General features: G+C 70.8%; 18 protein-coding genes. 10 read left to right on the top strand and 8 right to left on the bottom strand.

Features of this window, described 5'->3' with window-relative positions:
* The first annotated feature begins 111 nt into the window (after nt 1–111).
* The gene (locus ACFWYS_RS09710; RefSeq protein WP_384765414.1) at nt 112–717 is read left to right on the top strand and encodes a TetR/AcrR family transcriptional regulator; all 606 of its coding nucleotides are present in this window, start codon (nt 112–114) and stop codon (nt 715–717) included.
* A 62-nt stretch (nt 718–779) separates the two neighbouring features.
* On the opposite strand, the gene ACFWYS_RS09705 is transcribed toward ACFWYS_RS09710, so the two are convergent.
* Nucleotides 780–1,307 (bottom strand): NUDIX hydrolase family protein, encoded by a 528-nt coding sequence (locus ACFWYS_RS09705; RefSeq protein ID WP_384765518.1) that lies wholly within the window; start codon nt 1,305–1,307, stop codon nt 780–782.
* Between the two features lie 182 nt (nt 1,308–1,489).
* Here ACFWYS_RS09705 and ACFWYS_RS09700 point away from each other — a divergent pair, with 182 nt between their 5' ends.
* The 9 genes from ACFWYS_RS09700 to ACFWYS_RS09660 all read left to right on the top strand — a co-directional run bounded on the left by ACFWYS_RS09700 (nt 1,490) and on the right by ACFWYS_RS09660 (nt 7,563).
* The gene (locus tag ACFWYS_RS09700) at nt 1,490–2,083 is read left to right on the top strand and encodes a hypothetical protein (protein WP_384765413.1); all 594 of its coding nucleotides are present in this window, start codon (nt 1,490–1,492) and stop codon (nt 2,081–2,083) included.
* Nucleotides 2,084–2,121: 38 nt separating this feature from the next.
* A complete protein-coding gene (locus tag ACFWYS_RS09695) occupies nt 2,122–2,709 on the top strand; it encodes a hypothetical protein (protein WP_384765411.1) in 588 nt (195 codons plus the stop codon).
* 93 nt (nt 2,710–2,802) lie between these two features.
* Nucleotides 2,803–3,126 (top strand): hypothetical protein, encoded by a 324-nt coding sequence (locus ACFWYS_RS09690; RefSeq protein ID WP_384765409.1) that lies wholly within the window; start codon nt 2,803–2,805, stop codon nt 3,124–3,126.
* Nucleotides 3,127–3,210: 84 nt separating this feature from the next.
* Complete coding sequence (locus ACFWYS_RS09685) at nt 3,211–3,837, top strand: hypothetical protein (protein ID WP_384765408.1); 627 nt, start codon at nt 3,211–3,213, stop codon at nt 3,835–3,837.
* A 67-nt stretch (nt 3,838–3,904) separates the two neighbouring features.
* Nucleotides 3,905–4,204: a hypothetical protein gene (locus tag ACFWYS_RS09680; RefSeq protein ID WP_384765406.1), complete on the top strand. Its 300-nt coding sequence runs from the start codon at nt 3,905–3,907 to the stop codon at nt 4,202–4,204.
* Between the two features lie 96 nt (nt 4,205–4,300).
* Nucleotides 4,301–5,332 carry an N-6 DNA methylase gene (locus ACFWYS_RS09675; RefSeq protein WP_384765405.1) on the top strand — a complete coding sequence of 344 codons (1,032 nt, stop codon included), beginning with the start codon at nt 4,301–4,303 and terminating at the stop codon, nt 5,330–5,332.
* Nucleotides 5,329–5,865 (top strand): hypothetical protein, encoded by a 537-nt coding sequence (locus tag ACFWYS_RS09670; RefSeq protein WP_384765403.1) that lies wholly within the window; start codon nt 5,329–5,331, stop codon nt 5,863–5,865. Before ACFWYS_RS09675 ends, ACFWYS_RS09670 begins: the two co-directional genes overlap by 4 nt.
* A complete protein-coding gene (locus tag ACFWYS_RS09665; RefSeq protein ID WP_384765401.1) occupies nt 5,862–6,968 on the top strand; it encodes a DUF4192 domain-containing protein in 1,107 nt (368 codons plus the stop codon). Before ACFWYS_RS09670 ends, ACFWYS_RS09665 begins: the two co-directional genes overlap by 4 nt.
* A 61-nt stretch (nt 6,969–7,029) precedes the next feature.
* On the top strand, nt 7,030–7,563 hold the full coding sequence (locus ACFWYS_RS09660) for a hypothetical protein (RefSeq protein WP_384765400.1): 534 nt from the start codon (nt 7,030–7,032) through the stop codon (nt 7,561–7,563).
* Between the two features lie 545 nt (nt 7,564–8,108).
* Here ACFWYS_RS09660 and ACFWYS_RS09655 read toward each other — a convergent pair.
* From ACFWYS_RS09655 to ACFWYS_RS09625, 7 genes are read right to left on the bottom strand one after another with little or no spacing between them, the layout of a single operon-like run.
* Complete coding sequence (locus tag ACFWYS_RS09655) at nt 8,109–9,347, bottom strand: cytochrome P450 (protein ID WP_384765398.1); 1,239 nt, start codon at nt 9,345–9,347, stop codon at nt 8,109–8,111.
* A gap of 31 nt (nt 9,348–9,378) precedes the next feature.
* A complete protein-coding gene (locus ACFWYS_RS09650) occupies nt 9,379–10,197 on the bottom strand; it encodes a carboxymuconolactone decarboxylase family protein (protein ID WP_384765396.1) in 819 nt (272 codons plus the stop codon).
* A 48-nt stretch (nt 10,198–10,245) separates the two neighbouring features.
* Nucleotides 10,246–11,085: a class I SAM-dependent methyltransferase gene (locus ACFWYS_RS09645; protein WP_384765394.1), complete on the bottom strand. Its 840-nt coding sequence runs from the start codon at nt 11,083–11,085 to the stop codon at nt 10,246–10,248.
* Nucleotides 11,079–11,885 carry an alpha/beta fold hydrolase gene (locus ACFWYS_RS09640; RefSeq protein ID WP_384765392.1) on the bottom strand — a complete coding sequence of 269 codons (807 nt, stop codon included), beginning with the start codon at nt 11,883–11,885 and terminating at the stop codon, nt 11,079–11,081. The genes ACFWYS_RS09645 and ACFWYS_RS09640 overlap by 7 nt, the downstream gene beginning before the upstream one ends.
* Entirely contained in the window at nt 11,882–12,571 is a 690-nt protein-coding gene (locus ACFWYS_RS09635) for a substrate-binding domain-containing protein (RefSeq protein WP_384765390.1), read from the bottom strand. The genes ACFWYS_RS09640 and ACFWYS_RS09635 overlap by 4 nt, the downstream gene beginning before the upstream one ends.
* A 3-nt stretch (nt 12,572–12,574) precedes the next feature.
* Nucleotides 12,575–13,432: a DUF6182 family protein gene (locus ACFWYS_RS09630; RefSeq protein ID WP_384765388.1), complete on the bottom strand. Its 858-nt coding sequence runs from the start codon at nt 13,430–13,432 to the stop codon at nt 12,575–12,577.
* Nucleotides 13,429–14,556 (bottom strand): hypothetical protein, encoded by a 1,128-nt coding sequence (locus tag ACFWYS_RS09625; protein ID WP_384765387.1) that lies wholly within the window; start codon nt 14,554–14,556, stop codon nt 13,429–13,431. Before ACFWYS_RS09625 ends, ACFWYS_RS09630 begins: the two co-directional genes overlap by 4 nt.

Raw genomic sequence — 14,556 nt, 5'->3', positions numbered from 1 at the left:
CACTGTCTGCGCACGGTCTGCGTTCTGCCCGCACACCGTCTATGACAGTCGTTATAAGTGAAGGTCACGCTAGACTATGACGAGCGTTATAGCCAGAGGGGAGTTACGGTCGTGGCCAAATCCAGCGCACCGTCAGCCGGTGCACCGTCACGTGACCGCATCGTGGCCGGGGCGGCCGACCTGATCAGCAGGCGCGGTCTGAAAGCCGCGAGCATCCGTGAGGTCGCCAAGCACGCCAAGGCACCGCTCGGCTCGACCTACCACTACTTCCCCGAGGGCAAGCAGCAGCTGGCCACCGAGGCCGTCCGGTACGCGGGTGCGGCGGTGTCCGGCATCCTGCGCAGGCAACTGGACGCCGGCCCGGTCGCCGGTCTGCGGGCCTTCCTGGCCCTGTGGCGCGGCATCGTCGTGGAGAGCGACTTCCGCGCGGGCTGCCCGGTGCTGGCCGTCTCCGTCGAGGAGCCGCCCGCCGACGAGACGCCACCGGCCCTCGCCGCCGCGGCCGAGGCCTTCCAGGACTGGGAGCGGCTGCTCGCCGAGACGCTGCGCACGCACGGCGCCGACGCCGAGCGGGCACCGGGGCTGGCGGCCCTGATCGTGGCCTCCGTCGAGGGCGCGATCGCCATGAGCCGCGCCAAGCGCAGCATGGAGCCCCTGGACCGGGTCGCCGAGCAGCTCGAAGCGCTGATCGTCGGCGCGGTGGGCGGCCCGGCCTGAGAGCCTGTCGCACAGGCTCTGAGGAGGGGGGCGCCGGGGCCAGGCAGTGGCAGGCGCGCCGGTCAGCCCACGCAGCCCACATGGGCCAGCGCCTGCTTCAGCAGCACCCCGTGCCCGCCCGGCATCTCGCTCTGCACCGCCGGTGACAGGGCCTCCTGCGGGCTGAACCAGACCAGGTCCAGGGCGTCCTGGCGGGGACGGCAGTCGCCGGTGACCGGGACGACGTAGGCGAGGGAGACCGCGTGCTGACGCGGGTCGTGGTACGGCGTGATGCCCTGCGTCGGGAAGTACTCCGCGACGGTGAAGGGCTGCAGGGAGGTCGGGACGCGGGGGAGCGCCATCGGGCCGAGGTCCTTCTCCAGGTGACGCAGCAGGGCGTCGCGCACGCGCTCGTGGTGCAGCACCCGGCCGGAGACCAGCGTCCGGCTGACCGTTCCGTCCGCTCCGATGCGCAGCAGCAGGCCGATGCTGGTGACCTCGCCGCTGTCGTCGACCCGCACGGGCACGGCCTCGACATACAGGATCGGCATCCGGGCGCGCGCCATCTCCAGCTCGTCGGGGGACAGCCAGCCGGGCGTGGTTTCGGTCATGTCAGACATTGCTTGATCATACTTTCCGGGAATTGCGAACGCTCAGTCGCGGGGCTGACGGGGGTCGGTGTCGGCGGACAGTCCGTAGAGACGGCGGGCGTTGTCGCCGGGCGGCCCCCCCCCCGCCCGCCCCGCCGCGCCGGGGGGCGGGGGGGGGGCGGCGGCCGCACGAAGGACTCACGATGAACCACCCTGTGGGAGCCGAGATAGAAGCCACCGCCCAGTGGCTGGAGCAGCGTGGCGCCGACGGTGCGGCCCATGTCCTGCGCCGCGTCGCTCACCAACGCGACAAGGCGCGCACCCGGGAAGACGACGCACTGGACCGCGTGCACCGCTATCGCCTGGCCTGGTGCTCGGCGCGTCGGCGTGCCGAGCACCAGGCTGCCGGAGCTGCTGAACTGGCACGGCGACTGGGCAACACGCCCTACCTGCTCAGCGGGCAGGCCAGGCCTTCAGCGCCTCCCGCGCTGGAAGTCGCCCGCGACAACGCCCTGATGCGTGTCGATCTGGCGCGCTTTCAGAACCTGGTCGAACGCGCGGGCTGGATGCCCGACGCCGAACCACGCCGCCTGTGGCGCTGGCGCAACGGCTGGTGGGAACTGGCCTATCGCAGGAAGAACCCGAAGGATGGCTGCCACGACTCCGGGTGGTACCTGTGGGGGCCGGCCGAAGGCTGCTTCGGCGAGTGGACGGCCGGACGGAAGGCCGAGGCCACCATCGCGGCCGACCGGTTGATCACCCAGCATCTCGCCGCGGCGGCCGAGGCCGAGCAGTGAACACCCGACCCCAGAGCGCGCCCGTCACGCTGCCCAGCGTGCAGGCCGCAGGGCAGTGGCAGCCGCGCGTTATCGGCCTCGACCTGTCCCTGACCTCGACCGGGATCGCGGGAACGGGCTGGGCGCTGGCGGCCCGGCCCGGAAAGCGGCGCAACCACGAGCGGCTCGACTGGCTGCTGGCCGCCCTCGCGGTGCGCCTGCAGGACGGCGCGGACCTGGTGGTGGTCGAAGGCGCAGCGTACGCGCAGGGCGGGCAGGCCGGACATCACGAACTGGCCGGACTGTGGTGGCTGGTGACGCAGTACCTGTGGCGCCAGCGCATCCCGTATGCCGTGGCCAACCCCCACCACCGCACGATCTACGCGACCGGGCGGGCGAATCCTGCACAGCACCTTCCCCGCAAGGAGCGGTCCCGCGTGGCCAAGGGCATGGTGCGCAACGTGGCGGTCGAGCGGTACGGCGTCGAATGCGACGGCCCGGGGCGGTACGACCAGGCGGACGCCACGATCCTCGCCGCGATGGGCCTCGACTGGCTCGGCTACCCGACGGTCCCGGTTCCGGACACCCACCGGCGGGCCCTGGAAGCGGTGCAGTGGCCCGAACTCATCCCAATTTCCGCAAATTAGGGAATTGAATTTGCGGAAAATAAATGCGAATTCAAATGCATGGACCTTGCTCTTGGGGTATTTGCCATTAAGATATAAGTAAGAAGTTCGGAAATGCCAAACACTCGGAAAGGGAAAGCGGTGCGGAAACTGCCTTACGAACAACTCCCCTTCGCTAGGGCGAAAGCCGACGAGGAAACCCTCGTTGCTGCCTTCCATGACGCCGAAGTCCACTGGGAAATCTCCAAGGACGAACGATTCTGCGTCCTCACCCACCATGGCGTCAGCTGGACCGTCGTCAACGCCGACCACCTCTCCACCGTCGCGGCCGACGAACAAAACAGTGGAATCCGCATCACGCGCATCATCGACCGCCCTCTCACCCCGAGCGAACTCCTCGCACTCAACAAGGCCTTGACACACCACGGCTGCCGGTAACACCACCCCGCCTCACCTCGCGCCCCCGGCCCACGGCCGGGGGCGCACCCATACGCGCAAGCGTCCTCTTGGAGACCCACCCTCATGACCTACAACCGAGGAATTCAGACCCTCGCCAACCACATCGGCATCGAACCCGAATACGTCGCCCGCGCCCTGCGCGCGGCATCCAGCGCCCACGCCGTCATACGCGCCAACCAATTCCAGCACCTGACCGACGAGCAATTCCGACACCTCACGGGCGGCGACCGCCATGTTGTCGCCGTGGTCGCCAACCTCGCGATGCGCTTCGCCGGACGCGTCGAGGACGCGCTGCTCCTCATGGACATCTACCACGCCAGCCAAGGCGCCAAGCCGCCCCGGCAGGTCATCCGCAAGGGCGTCGGAACCGTCCCCGAGCACCACGAGCACCCCCACATCCAGCAGGCCATCCGCATCCTCGACGCCGCCGGACTGCCGCCCATCGTCACCGACGGCACCTACCAACTGCGCCCCGGCTTCCAGGTCTTGCCCACCTGCGACGAGTTGCCTGGCTGGATCCTCATCGCACCCGATCCGGACTGCGATGACCGCAGCGGCTTCGCCGGCGGCCGCCTGGGCTACCTCGCCGTCATGCGCTGGGCCGGATGGGGCGTCATCACCGAACCCATGCCCTCAGGGCTGTGGGCCGTCGTCCACCCCGACTACCGGAACACCCCCTTCACCTCCTGACCGTGAGCGTGCCCGGGCCCGCTCACCGGCGGGTCCTGGGCACCCGACCCCGAAAGGCCAAACGCACGTGAAGTTTCCGGTAGACGACGACACCCTCCGCACCTGGTCCAAGCTCCTCGCCCTGACCCCCGCGCAGACCGCCGCAGCCCTCGCAGGCATCGAGAACACCCTGCGCCACGGCTACGCCAACCGCCCGCCCGCGCTGCTCGACAGTTCCTTCGAGGAACTGGTCGACGCCATGAGCGAGGACGAGTTTGCCCTGATGTTCCTGATCAGCGGCCTGCACCAAGCCGGGCACCCGGACGCCGCCCGCCGCGTGGAGCTTCGCGCCATCAAAGCCGCGCTCGCCGCTGGCCCCGACTGCTGACGCCCCTCCACCCACAGCACCACCCCCGCCGCCCCGGCCGCGCACCCCGCGCACCGGGGCGGCGCCGTACACGCCCGCAGAAAGGAATCCGCAGACATGTCCGACGACTTCTTGCCCCGCGCCGCGGCGCCGGCCGCCGCACGGCCCGCGCCCTCGTGGGCGAAGAAGCCCCCACCCAAGTCCAAGGCAGCCGTACGCCGCCCCACCACAACCACCTGGCGGAAGGCCTACGCCCCACGCAACCCCCACGAGCACGCCCGCAAGATCGCCGAGAACGTCATCGACGCCTGGCACCAGAACTACGGCGGCAGCAGCATCGACATACCCCTCGGCACCGTCGCCGCACTCGCGCTCCTACGCCAGCCCCACCAGGTCGGCACCGGCCTCGCCGACTGGATCCTCAACCTCCAGCCGCACGAACTGCCCCAGCTCTTCAAGGAGATCTACCTCGGCTACTGGATCAGCCGCCCGGACCTGATCAACCGCGCCCTGCGCCTGCACGACTGGACGTGGAACCCCGACCCCGACCCCCAGCAACTCCGCGCCGTCCAGGCCGTCACCCACCGCGCCATCAACCAAGGCCTGTTGGACCTCACCGGCCACGACGACCCCTACATGCGCGCTGAAACCGACGTCCTCAGCCCGCTCCTGACCGGCCTGCGCCACAAGAGCGACAAGAAGTGGCGCGGCGAATACCACACACCAGCCAGCGTCACCGACCTCATGGCCAACATCACCGTGGACAAGGACTTCGCCCAGCCCGGCATGACCATCCGCGAACCCTCCGTCGGCTCCGGCACCATGCTCCGCTCCGTCGCCCAACGCCTGCGCTACCTCGGCCTCAACCCGCACGACTACCTCTGGTACGGCAACGACATCGACGCACTCGCCGCAGCCTGCGCCGCCATCAACGCGATCATCTGGGACCTCGGCCCCAAGTGCCTCATCGGCTGCGCCGACTCCCTCGCCCTCGAAGACGGCGGCTACGCGAAGACGCTCGCCGAAGCCAAAGAGGCCTTCGAGCAACGTGACCGCTACGTGGACACCGCCACCACGATCGCCGCCCACCAACGCGCCTTCCGCTTCGTGGACGACCTCATCTCCGGCAAGGAGACGACCGCCGCATGAGCATTGAGGACGACCTCGCACGACCACGCGCCACCCCCACCCAGGACAGGCGCCCACCCGCCTTCGCGCTGCCCCAACCCACCGGCGCGGCGCACCCGCTCAATCAGCTCGTCCCCGACCTGGAGGCGCCCTGGACAAAGGAGGACACCGAGACCCCCGACCGCACCGCTGCCTACACCCACCCCGAAGGCCACCACATCGGTCTGCGCCTCCAAGGCGGCGACCTGATCATCCAGACCTGGATCGCCGCCGGCCCCGACCTACCGCCCGTCCCCGACGGCACGGAGACAGAGCAGGCCGAGGCCCAGGCAGCCAACGACGCACGCCTCCAACCCGGCCGCACCTGGCACCGCACCATCCCCATCCGTTACACCGACGACCTCACAGCGGCCATTGACACCGTCCTGCGCGACGGCCTCATCCGCTCCCTCACCACCAAGCCCAAACGCATCCGCGCCACCACGTACGGGCCAGCCCCAGAAACCAGCACCCAGCAGGCCCACTCGACCCAGAAGGAAGGCACCCCGAAGTGACCACGCCAGACCCCCGCATCAAGGTCGACGGCCCCGCCGAATTCGCCCAGCTCCTGCCCTTCCTCGTCGGGCACCAGCCCGAGGACTGCATCGCCCTCCACGGCCGCATTGCCACCGGGACCGGCACCGGGCCGACCATGACCATGTCGCTCCCCGAAGACCCCGACGCCTGGCAGGCAACCGCCGCAGCCTTCGCGGCCAAGTTCATCCACATCACACACGCGCCCGGACACTCCGACGTCCTGGACATCGTTGTCTTCCTCTGCCGCACCCCGCGCCCCGGCCAGAGCGCAGAGGAGACCGCCGAGGAATTGCGGCCCCTGGCCGACTACTTCGTCGACGCCTTCACCGACATCGGCCGCGCCCCCGTCCAGTCGACCATCGCCCTCGTCGACGACCGCTGGTGGGCATACGAGTGCCACCTCCCCGGATGCTGCGAGGGCGACACGCTCCCCAGCCCCGACGACCCCACCAGCGTCGCCGCGCAACTCGCCCACCACGGCTGGACCCTCGGACGCCGCACCAGCGAGATCACCCAAGAGTTCCGGCCCACCGAGCCGCAGGACGCCGCCAACCTGCTCCGCGCCCTCGACAACGAGGGTGAGGTCTGGGCCCGATACTGCGCCAACCCCTCCGACGACGGCACGTTCCTGCAGGCCACCCACACGCTCCTAAAGACCGCCATAGCCGACTTCCGAGCCGGCGCCACCGGACTCGCCCACGACATCACCGCCCGACTCATCCACGGCCTCAACGACGAATGGGCCCGCGACCACGGCCTCGAACACATCGAGGACGACGACCTGCCCCACGCCCGCCGCCTGTGGGCCTTCCTCGCCCGCCGCTCCATCGCCCCGTACGAAGCCGCCGCCGTCCCCGCACTCACCCTCCTCGCCGCAGTCGCCTGGCGACAGGACGACATCCCCACCGCGCGCTACGCCCTCCAGCATGCCCTCGCCCTCGACCCCGACGACGACTTCGCCGACGCCCTCCACGAGGCCATCAACCACGGCGTCGACGCCGCAAGCCTCCTCCCCATCGCCCGCACCGCGAAGGCCGAGCGCCACGCCCGCGCTCAGAGCAACACCACCCCGACCGACTGACCAACCAGCCCTCGCGGCCCCGGCGCCCCGCCAGGGGCCGCGCTGAGCAGAAAGACCGCGCATGACCACACCAGCCGCATCCGTCGTCTGGCTCCGCCCCGAATTCCAAGGCCGCGAAGACGAGTTGGTCCACCTCTCCGCCGCAGCCGCCCTCGTAGGAGTCACACGCTCCACCATCAGCAACTGGCTCAAACGCCACCCCAAGTTCCCGAAAATCGCGCTTCAGATCGGCATAGGCGCCCGCCAGGCGAAGTACATCCCCCGCAGAGAGTTCCTCGACTTCGCGCATGGGCAGCTGAACAAGGGGACCGGCACCGCCCGAAAGACGGGCCCGCACCGACCCACAGCCGTCATACGCGCCGAAGAGATCGCCCACCACGAGCGGCAGATCACCCGGCTCACGGACCTGGAGAAGCGCCAGGCTAGGAATCTCGCGAACACAAGGCGTGCCCTGCGGAAGCATCGTGCTCGCTTGGGACAAGCCCGTCAGAGGTTGGACGCAGAGATAGCAGCGGTCCGCAGCCTCGAACATGCGGATACGGCGGCAGAAGCAAACTCCACACCATCTCCGGGCGAGCCGCTGACGGCGGGGTAATCTTTAAGAACACGTCCTGACCTGCGAAGACGTGGTGCGCTCCTCCCCCGGGCGAAGAGGGCGGCGACCCTTTCGCCGGTAAGGAACTCCGCTGCGCGAGAGTTCCACCCTGCGATTCCCCCCTTGGATTGACCTGCCGTGACGCGTGGGAACTCGGCCGCGGGTGCGCCCGGGAAGTCTCGCGGGGGGACCTTTAGGGGACACGCAGGGGACGGAAGGATCGAGAAAGACCGGGATGACCGAAGCAAGCCCTGAGCCGCCCTGCGCCTCTGACCTGCGAAAACAGGAAGGTTGAGGCAAGATCGGCAACTGCTCGGAAGAACCCGAAAGGACTCATAATCCGTCGGCCGTGGGTTCGAGTCCCACCCGCCCCACCAGTGGTCACCTGTGCAGAAACGTTCTGAGCTGTGAAAGCGCAGACCCGGCGGGAGCAGGCTCTCGCTGTCGCAGGCCGACAAGACCGGATTCAGGCCGCGGCCGCGCTCTCCCTGTCACGTCTGGGCCACTGAGCCGGCCGGGGCCCGATGCGGCCCGCAGGTGCCCGCTCAGGAGTGTCGCGGGAGCAGGCGGACGGGGAGGCGGCGGGGGCCGCGGATGAGCAGGCCGTGGCGCCAGGGCAGGGTTGCGGGGTTTGCGTCCAGGGCCAGGTCGGGGCACCGCTCCAGGAGTGCGGTGACGGCGGTCGTGGTCTGGAGGCGGGCCAGGGGGGCGCCCAGGCAGTAGTGGATGCCGTGTCCGAAGGCCAGGTGACCGCTCGTGGCGCGGTGGATGTCGAAGCGGTCCGGGTCGGGGAAGCGGGCGGGGTCGCGGCCGGCGTCGGCGAGTGCGAGGAGTACCAGCTCGCCGCCCCCGGGGATCATCACGCCGGCGATTTCCAACGGCTCGGTGGTGAAGCGGTACGTCGTCGTCTCGACCGGGGTGTCGTAGCGCAGCATCTCCTCGACGGCGTTGTCGATGAGGCCCAAGTCGGCGCGCAGGTCCGTGAGTTGGTCCGGGTGGCGAAGCAGGGCGAGTACGCCGGAGGCGATGAGGTTGACGGTCGTCTCGAAGCCGGTGACGAGCAACAGCCAGGCCATGCCGACGAGTTCGTCCGAGGACAGGCGGTCGCCGTCCTCGTCCGTGGTGCGGATCAGAGCGCTGATCAGGTCGTCGCCCGGGTGTCCGCGCTTCTCGTCGATCATGTCGACCAGGTAGCGGGTCATCGCTGCCGTGGCGGCGGTGCGGGTGTCGCGGTCCGGGCTGCTGAGGGCCTCTTCGGCCCAGCTGCGGAAGGAACCGCGATCCAGGCGGGGCACACCGAGGAGCTCGCAGATGGTGCCCATGGCGAGCGGGAAGGAGAGGTCCTCGACCAGGTCCGCGCGTCCGTCGGGCGACGTGAGCATGGTGTCGAGGAGGTCGCCGGTCAGGGCCCGCACCCGCGGGGCGAGCGTCTCCACGCGGCGAGGGGTGAACTCCCTGGAGACCAGCCGGCGCAGCCGGGTGTGGTCCGGCGGGTTGGAGCTGAGCAGGTTCTCGCCCGCGGAGAGCCGGGCGAGGGGCAGGTCCGGGGACGCGTGCTTCCAGTTCTTGGACAGCGTGGGGTCGGCGAGGGCGGCCCGGCACGCCTGGTGCCCGACCACCAGCCACGCCTCCGCGCCCTCGGGCACCCGCACGCGGTGCACGGGGCCCTGGGCACGGAGTCCGGCGTAGACCGGGTGCGGATTCCTGAAGAATTCCTCGCCGAGCGTCCCGAAGTCTGCGACCACGTCCGTGACATCCGCGACGCCCGTGACATCCGATTTCATGGTGAGTGAATTCCCTTCAGGGATACGATTTTCAGGGATGGGCGGAGATGTTCCGGTTCTCGAACACTTCCCGGGCCGTCCTGATGGCATTGAGTACGCGCGGGAATCCGGCGTACGGGGTCACCTGCAGAAGGATCTCCACGACCTGGGCCGGGTCGAGGCCGACGTTGAGGGCGGCTCCGATGTGCACACGCAGCTGGGGGGCCGTGTCGCCGAGGGCGGTGAGGGCGGCGACGGTGACGAGCTGCCTGCGCCGCGGTGAGAGCCACGGCCGGTGGTAGACGTCGCCGAAGGTGAACTCGACGATGAACCTGCCTAGGTCGGGGGCGATGTCGTCGAGGGAGGCGATGACGTCCAGGCCGTGTTGGCCGTCGATCTTCACGAGGTTCTCGGCGCCGCGCTCATAGCGGTCGCGGTCGTCGGCCATGACCGGCGGCTCGATGGTGACGCCGTGCTCGGTGAAGACGGTCCGGGCGACGCCGATCGCGTTGAGCACGCGCGGGAAGCCCGTGAAGGGGACCAGGTGGATGAGGGCTTCCACCAGCTCCACGGGGGGGACGCCGACCCGCAGGGCCGCGTCGATGTGGAAGTTCAGCTGGGGTGCGGTGTCCCCGAGGGCGACCAGCGCGCCGACGGTGACCAGCTCGCGTTCGAGCAGGTCGAGGCCGGGGCGGTCGAAGATGTCGGCGTAGGCCCACTCGGCCACGAAACGGCCCAGGTCCGGGGCGATGTCCGCCAGCGCGTCGACGACGGCGGCGCCGCGTGGGCCGGAGACCTCCTGGAGGATGGCGAGGCCGCGCTCGAATCGGGTGTCGTTCCGGTCGGCCGAGGATTTCTTTGATCCATTCATGATTCACCAGGCTAGTAATTGGAGTGAACGCCAAGCAATTTGCGAAATTCAGACGGTGCCGACCGCGACGACATTGCCCTCGCTGATGTATCCGTCCGGATGCCGCAACGGATTCGTCGGGTCGTCCGGGTCGAGGAAGGGCGCCCAGCCGCCCGGAATCCCGAGACTCGATGCCTGCCGTGCGAAACGCGCGCACGCGTTGCCGTAGAACCGCAGGGCCGCCGGGGAGAGCGGAGCGTGGTGCTCCATGAGGATCGTGCGCTGTCGTACCGAACGCAGACCGGCCTCGCGCAGCCGGCGATACAGGTCCCGGCCGCGCAACAGCTGCCGGGCGTATCCCGGTGAGACGGCGGACGCGCGGAAGAAGTCCGTGATCAGGAAGGGGTCCGCGGGGCGTACGGTGCTCAGCGTGCCGTCGACGTCCTTGACCGCGACGAGCCCCCCGGGCCGGGTGACCCGGCGGAACTCCGCGAGCGCGCAGGCCAGTTCGGCGTCGTCGAGGTACTGCGTGGTGTTCGCGCACCACACCGCGTCGAACGAGTCGTCCGGGTAGGGCAGCCGCAGCAGGCTGCCCTGCCGTACCTCCAGGCGCGCCCTGACGGGGTGGTCCCGCATCCGCTCGGCGGCTCGTTCGGCGCTCTCCTCGGCCAGGTCGAGCGCGGAGATCCGGCCCCGCTCGCCGACGAGTTCCGCGAGCCGGGGCAGGAAGGCGCCGCTTCCGCAGCCCGCGTCCAGCACATGCCAGCCGGGGCGGATGCCGACGCCGTCCAGGGCCTCCAGGTAGGCGTCGGCGCAGGCCTCGAAATGAGGGTCGACGATCTCCTCGTGGGTGAAGGCCAGGCCGGTGGAGGTCGTGTAGCCGAGGGCGGCGTGGTCGTCGGTCAGCATGCGGTGGCTCCGCCCGAGGTGGTGGACCTCTGCGCCTGGCCGAGGAGGTCCGAGAGGATCTCCGCGGTCGCCTCCGGTGCCTCCAGCGGGGCGAGATGACCGACGCCGGGGAGGGTGACGAGCCGGCCGCTCGGCAGGGCGGCGGCGGTCTCGCGGGCCTCTTCGAGGGTGACGAGCTCGTCCTCCTCGCCCTGGACGACGACCGCGGGAACGCCCGTGGTGCCCAGGGTGGGCAACGAGTCCTCGCGGGCGGCGATGGCCCGCTGCGCCCACGCGACGGAGTCCGGTGCGGCGGCCCGCGCCCGGTCCGTCACCCGGTTCAGCAGCCGGGGCCGCCCGGCACGCGTGGTGGCGCCGAGCAGGGACGGGGCGGTGTCCGTGACGATCCTGGCGCGCAGGGAGTCGTCCAGGAGCAGTTCGGCGAAGCGCAGGCGCGCCGCGGCCTGCTCCGGTGTGTCGGCCGTGGCCCGGGCGGCGAACAGGGCCAGCGCGCGGACACGGTCCGGATGGCGGCGCAGGAACGACATCGCCGTATAGCCGCCCATCGAGCAGCCGGCGAGGGCCACGGCATCGAGGCCGCGCCGGTCGAGTTCGCGGGCCAGGTCGTCGGCGACGAGGTCGAGGCAGGGCGTGTCGCCGGCGGGGAGCGGGGCGCCGCCGAAGCCGCGCTGGTCGACCGGGAGCACAGGGTGGCCGTGGGCGCGCAGGGCCCGGGCCGTTTCGTCCCACATGGACGAGTCCAGGGGCAGGGCGTGCAGAAGGACGACCGGGAGGCCGCCGCAGGCCGTCGTCTCGCTCATCGCCGGGCCGCCCGCTCCGCGTCGCCGACGAACCGTTCCACGTGGTCGGGCAGCCGGGCACCCCGCAGCCACGCGAAGGCGACCGGGGACGGGGGCAGGTCGCGCACCGGGACCACCCTGATGTCCGCGGGCAGGACCGCGTCCAGGGACTGGAAGGACACATGCATCGCCGTGCTGTTCCGGAGCAGGTCCACCAGGGCGGGGACGGTCGTCATGGGGTGCCTGCGGCGGATGGTGCGGCCCCGCGGGGTGTGGGGTGGTACGACGCGGTCCCAGACGTTCGCCGGGAAGTCGCCGGGGCACTGGAAGCCGTCGTAGTCGGCGACGTCCTCGATGGAGACCGACTCCCGCGCGGCCAGGGGGTGCTGGGCGCCGACGAGTACGGCACGGCCGTCCCGGCAGACCGGGGCGCCGACCTCGATGTCGGGTTCGCGCGGGTCGTACTTGACGATCATGATGTCCGTCGCTCCGGCACGCAGGGGAGCGAACGGCTCGGCGACCTCGTAGGGGACGTACTCCACCGACGACTCCGGATGGCCCGCGGCGGCCACGATGCGGGAGGCGAGGTGGGGGGAGCCGTGGATGCCGAGCCGGACGGCCGGCGGCGGGGCGGCCACGCCAGGGGCGGCAGCGGGCATGGAGGCGGCAGCGGGTGTGGGGGTGACGGCGGGTGTGGGGGTGGTCATGGGTCAGACCTCCGTGGTCAGTCCGGCGTAGGCCTGGAGCTGGTCCGGGCGGTGGACGTCGGTGTCGACGCGGAGCGTGGCGAACTCGGCGACGAGGCCGTTCAGTCGAGGCACGAACCGCAGGGTCAGGCGGTCACCGGGGCCGATCAGGCCGTCCAGGACGGCCTCGGCGAGCAGATGGTTGATGTGCACGAGCGCCTGAGCGAGCGTCACCTTGGCGGTGGCGACGTACAGGTCGCGGCTGACGGCGGGGCGGGAGCGCACGGTGCCGGGCACGGTGACGGTGGCCGCCGGTCGCGCGGTCAGTTCGTGTCCGGCCTCGAAGGTCTTGAGGAGGCGGCGCAGCGTGGCCGTCGCCGCGCCCGGCGCCGGACCGCGCCAGGCCACCGAGCCGTCGCCCGCGACATGGTCGAAGTCGAACCGCTCGCGCAGGTTGGCCGGGCTGCCGGCCAGATAGACGGTGCGCGTGAAGGAGCGGCGCCAGGCGTCGCGCGCCTCCGGCGGCAGGGCGAGAGCGAAGGCGCAGGTCTCGCGTACCCAGCGGGCCAGGTCGAGATGGCCCACGACGACCACGGCCAGCACCTCGCTGTCGACGCTGTCGGTGGTGTCGGCCGTGCTGGCGCCGTGGACGCCGGCTCGCAGGGCGCTCAGGTCCTGGGCGCTGGACAGGTCGAACCGGTCGGCCAGTTCGGGGCGGGCGGTGCGGACGCGTTCCACGGCGGAGCGGAGCAGCTCGGCGGCGGAGAGCGGATGGGGTGGGGCGGGGGCCGCGGCTTCGGCTTGTGGGGCGGGCACGGAGGCCATGGGCGGGAGCGTGGCCGTGCGGCCGGTGAGCGCGGTCGGTTCGGGGAAGCCGGTCACAGGTACACCGCCGACAGGAGTCCGGGGTCGGGAGCGGGCCGTCCGCGGCCCAGCAGGGAACAGGTCAGCCGGTAGGGGTCGACATACGTGTGGCTCCGCCGATGCCGGTCGAGCGCGTGCAGCAGCTCGCCCGGCCCGGCCGTGACGGCGTCCCGGGAGCGCCGGAGCAGCCGGGCGGCCACGGTGAGGCAGTTGCGCAGCAGGTCGTGGCGGAACGACTCGCGCTGGCCGGGGCCGAGGGTCGCGACGAAGTACAGGCGCATGCCCAGCCGCAGTGCCTCGATGTCGTCACCGCAGGTCTCGCGGGCCTCGCCGAGCAGCACGCCGGCCGTGTGGCCACGCCAGCCGCCGTGCCGGGCCGAGGTGATCCGTCCGTCGATGGGCACCCGCCCCACGGGCACCCGGCGCACGGTCGGACCGAGCCGGGTCAGGACGCGGTTCAGCAACTGGTAGTCGGTGTCCAGCTCACGGTCGTAGAGCAGGACGACCTCGTCGTACCAGGGGACGAGCGGCAGCAACTCCCGCAGGGCGCAGGCGAGGTAGTTTGGGCGGCCGTCCGAGGTGACGATACGGCGCAGCGGCATGCCGTACCGGGTGAGGTCCAGGTAGACCGGGCCGCCCCAGGCGCGCTGGTCGAGGGCGAGGCCCGCGGCACAGAGCCGTTCGATCATCTCCTCCAGGGCGAGGCCGGGCGGCTGGTGCTTCCGGAGACCCGGGTCGTGCATGCCGAGCCGCTCGTAGTGCCCGGCCCACAGCTTCAGCAGCCGCTCGCTCGCGGGGTGCACCCAGCCGCTGTGCTCCACGGCGTCCCGGTACGGCCGCAGCGCCTGGGCGCTCTGCGGTTCCTCGGCGCGATAGCGGACGTACAGGTCGCCGATCTCCTCCTCGGAGAGCTGCGTGCAGTCGGTCTCGCCGTGCGCGCGGTCGAGGTACTCCCAGAAGCCGACCGTCTGCTCGGTGACGTGGTAGGTGGTGTGGCTGTAGCGGTACGTCACCTCGGCGAGCGGCATCGTGGCCCGGAACATGACGTCCGTCCACAGCAGACCCTTGAGGTGGCTGGGCGTCAGCGGTTTGGTGGGGGTGACCGTGACCGGGGCCAGCAGCACGTTCTTGCGCGGCGGCAT

The sequence above is a fragment of the Streptomyces sp. NPDC059010 genome (genome assembly GCF_042740355.1).
Taxonomy (GTDB): Bacteria; Actinomycetota; Actinomycetes; order Streptomycetales; family Streptomycetaceae; genus Streptomyces.
The sequence above is the reverse complement of the archived record's forward strand: the minus strand, read 5'-3'. Positions and strand labels throughout refer to the sequence as shown.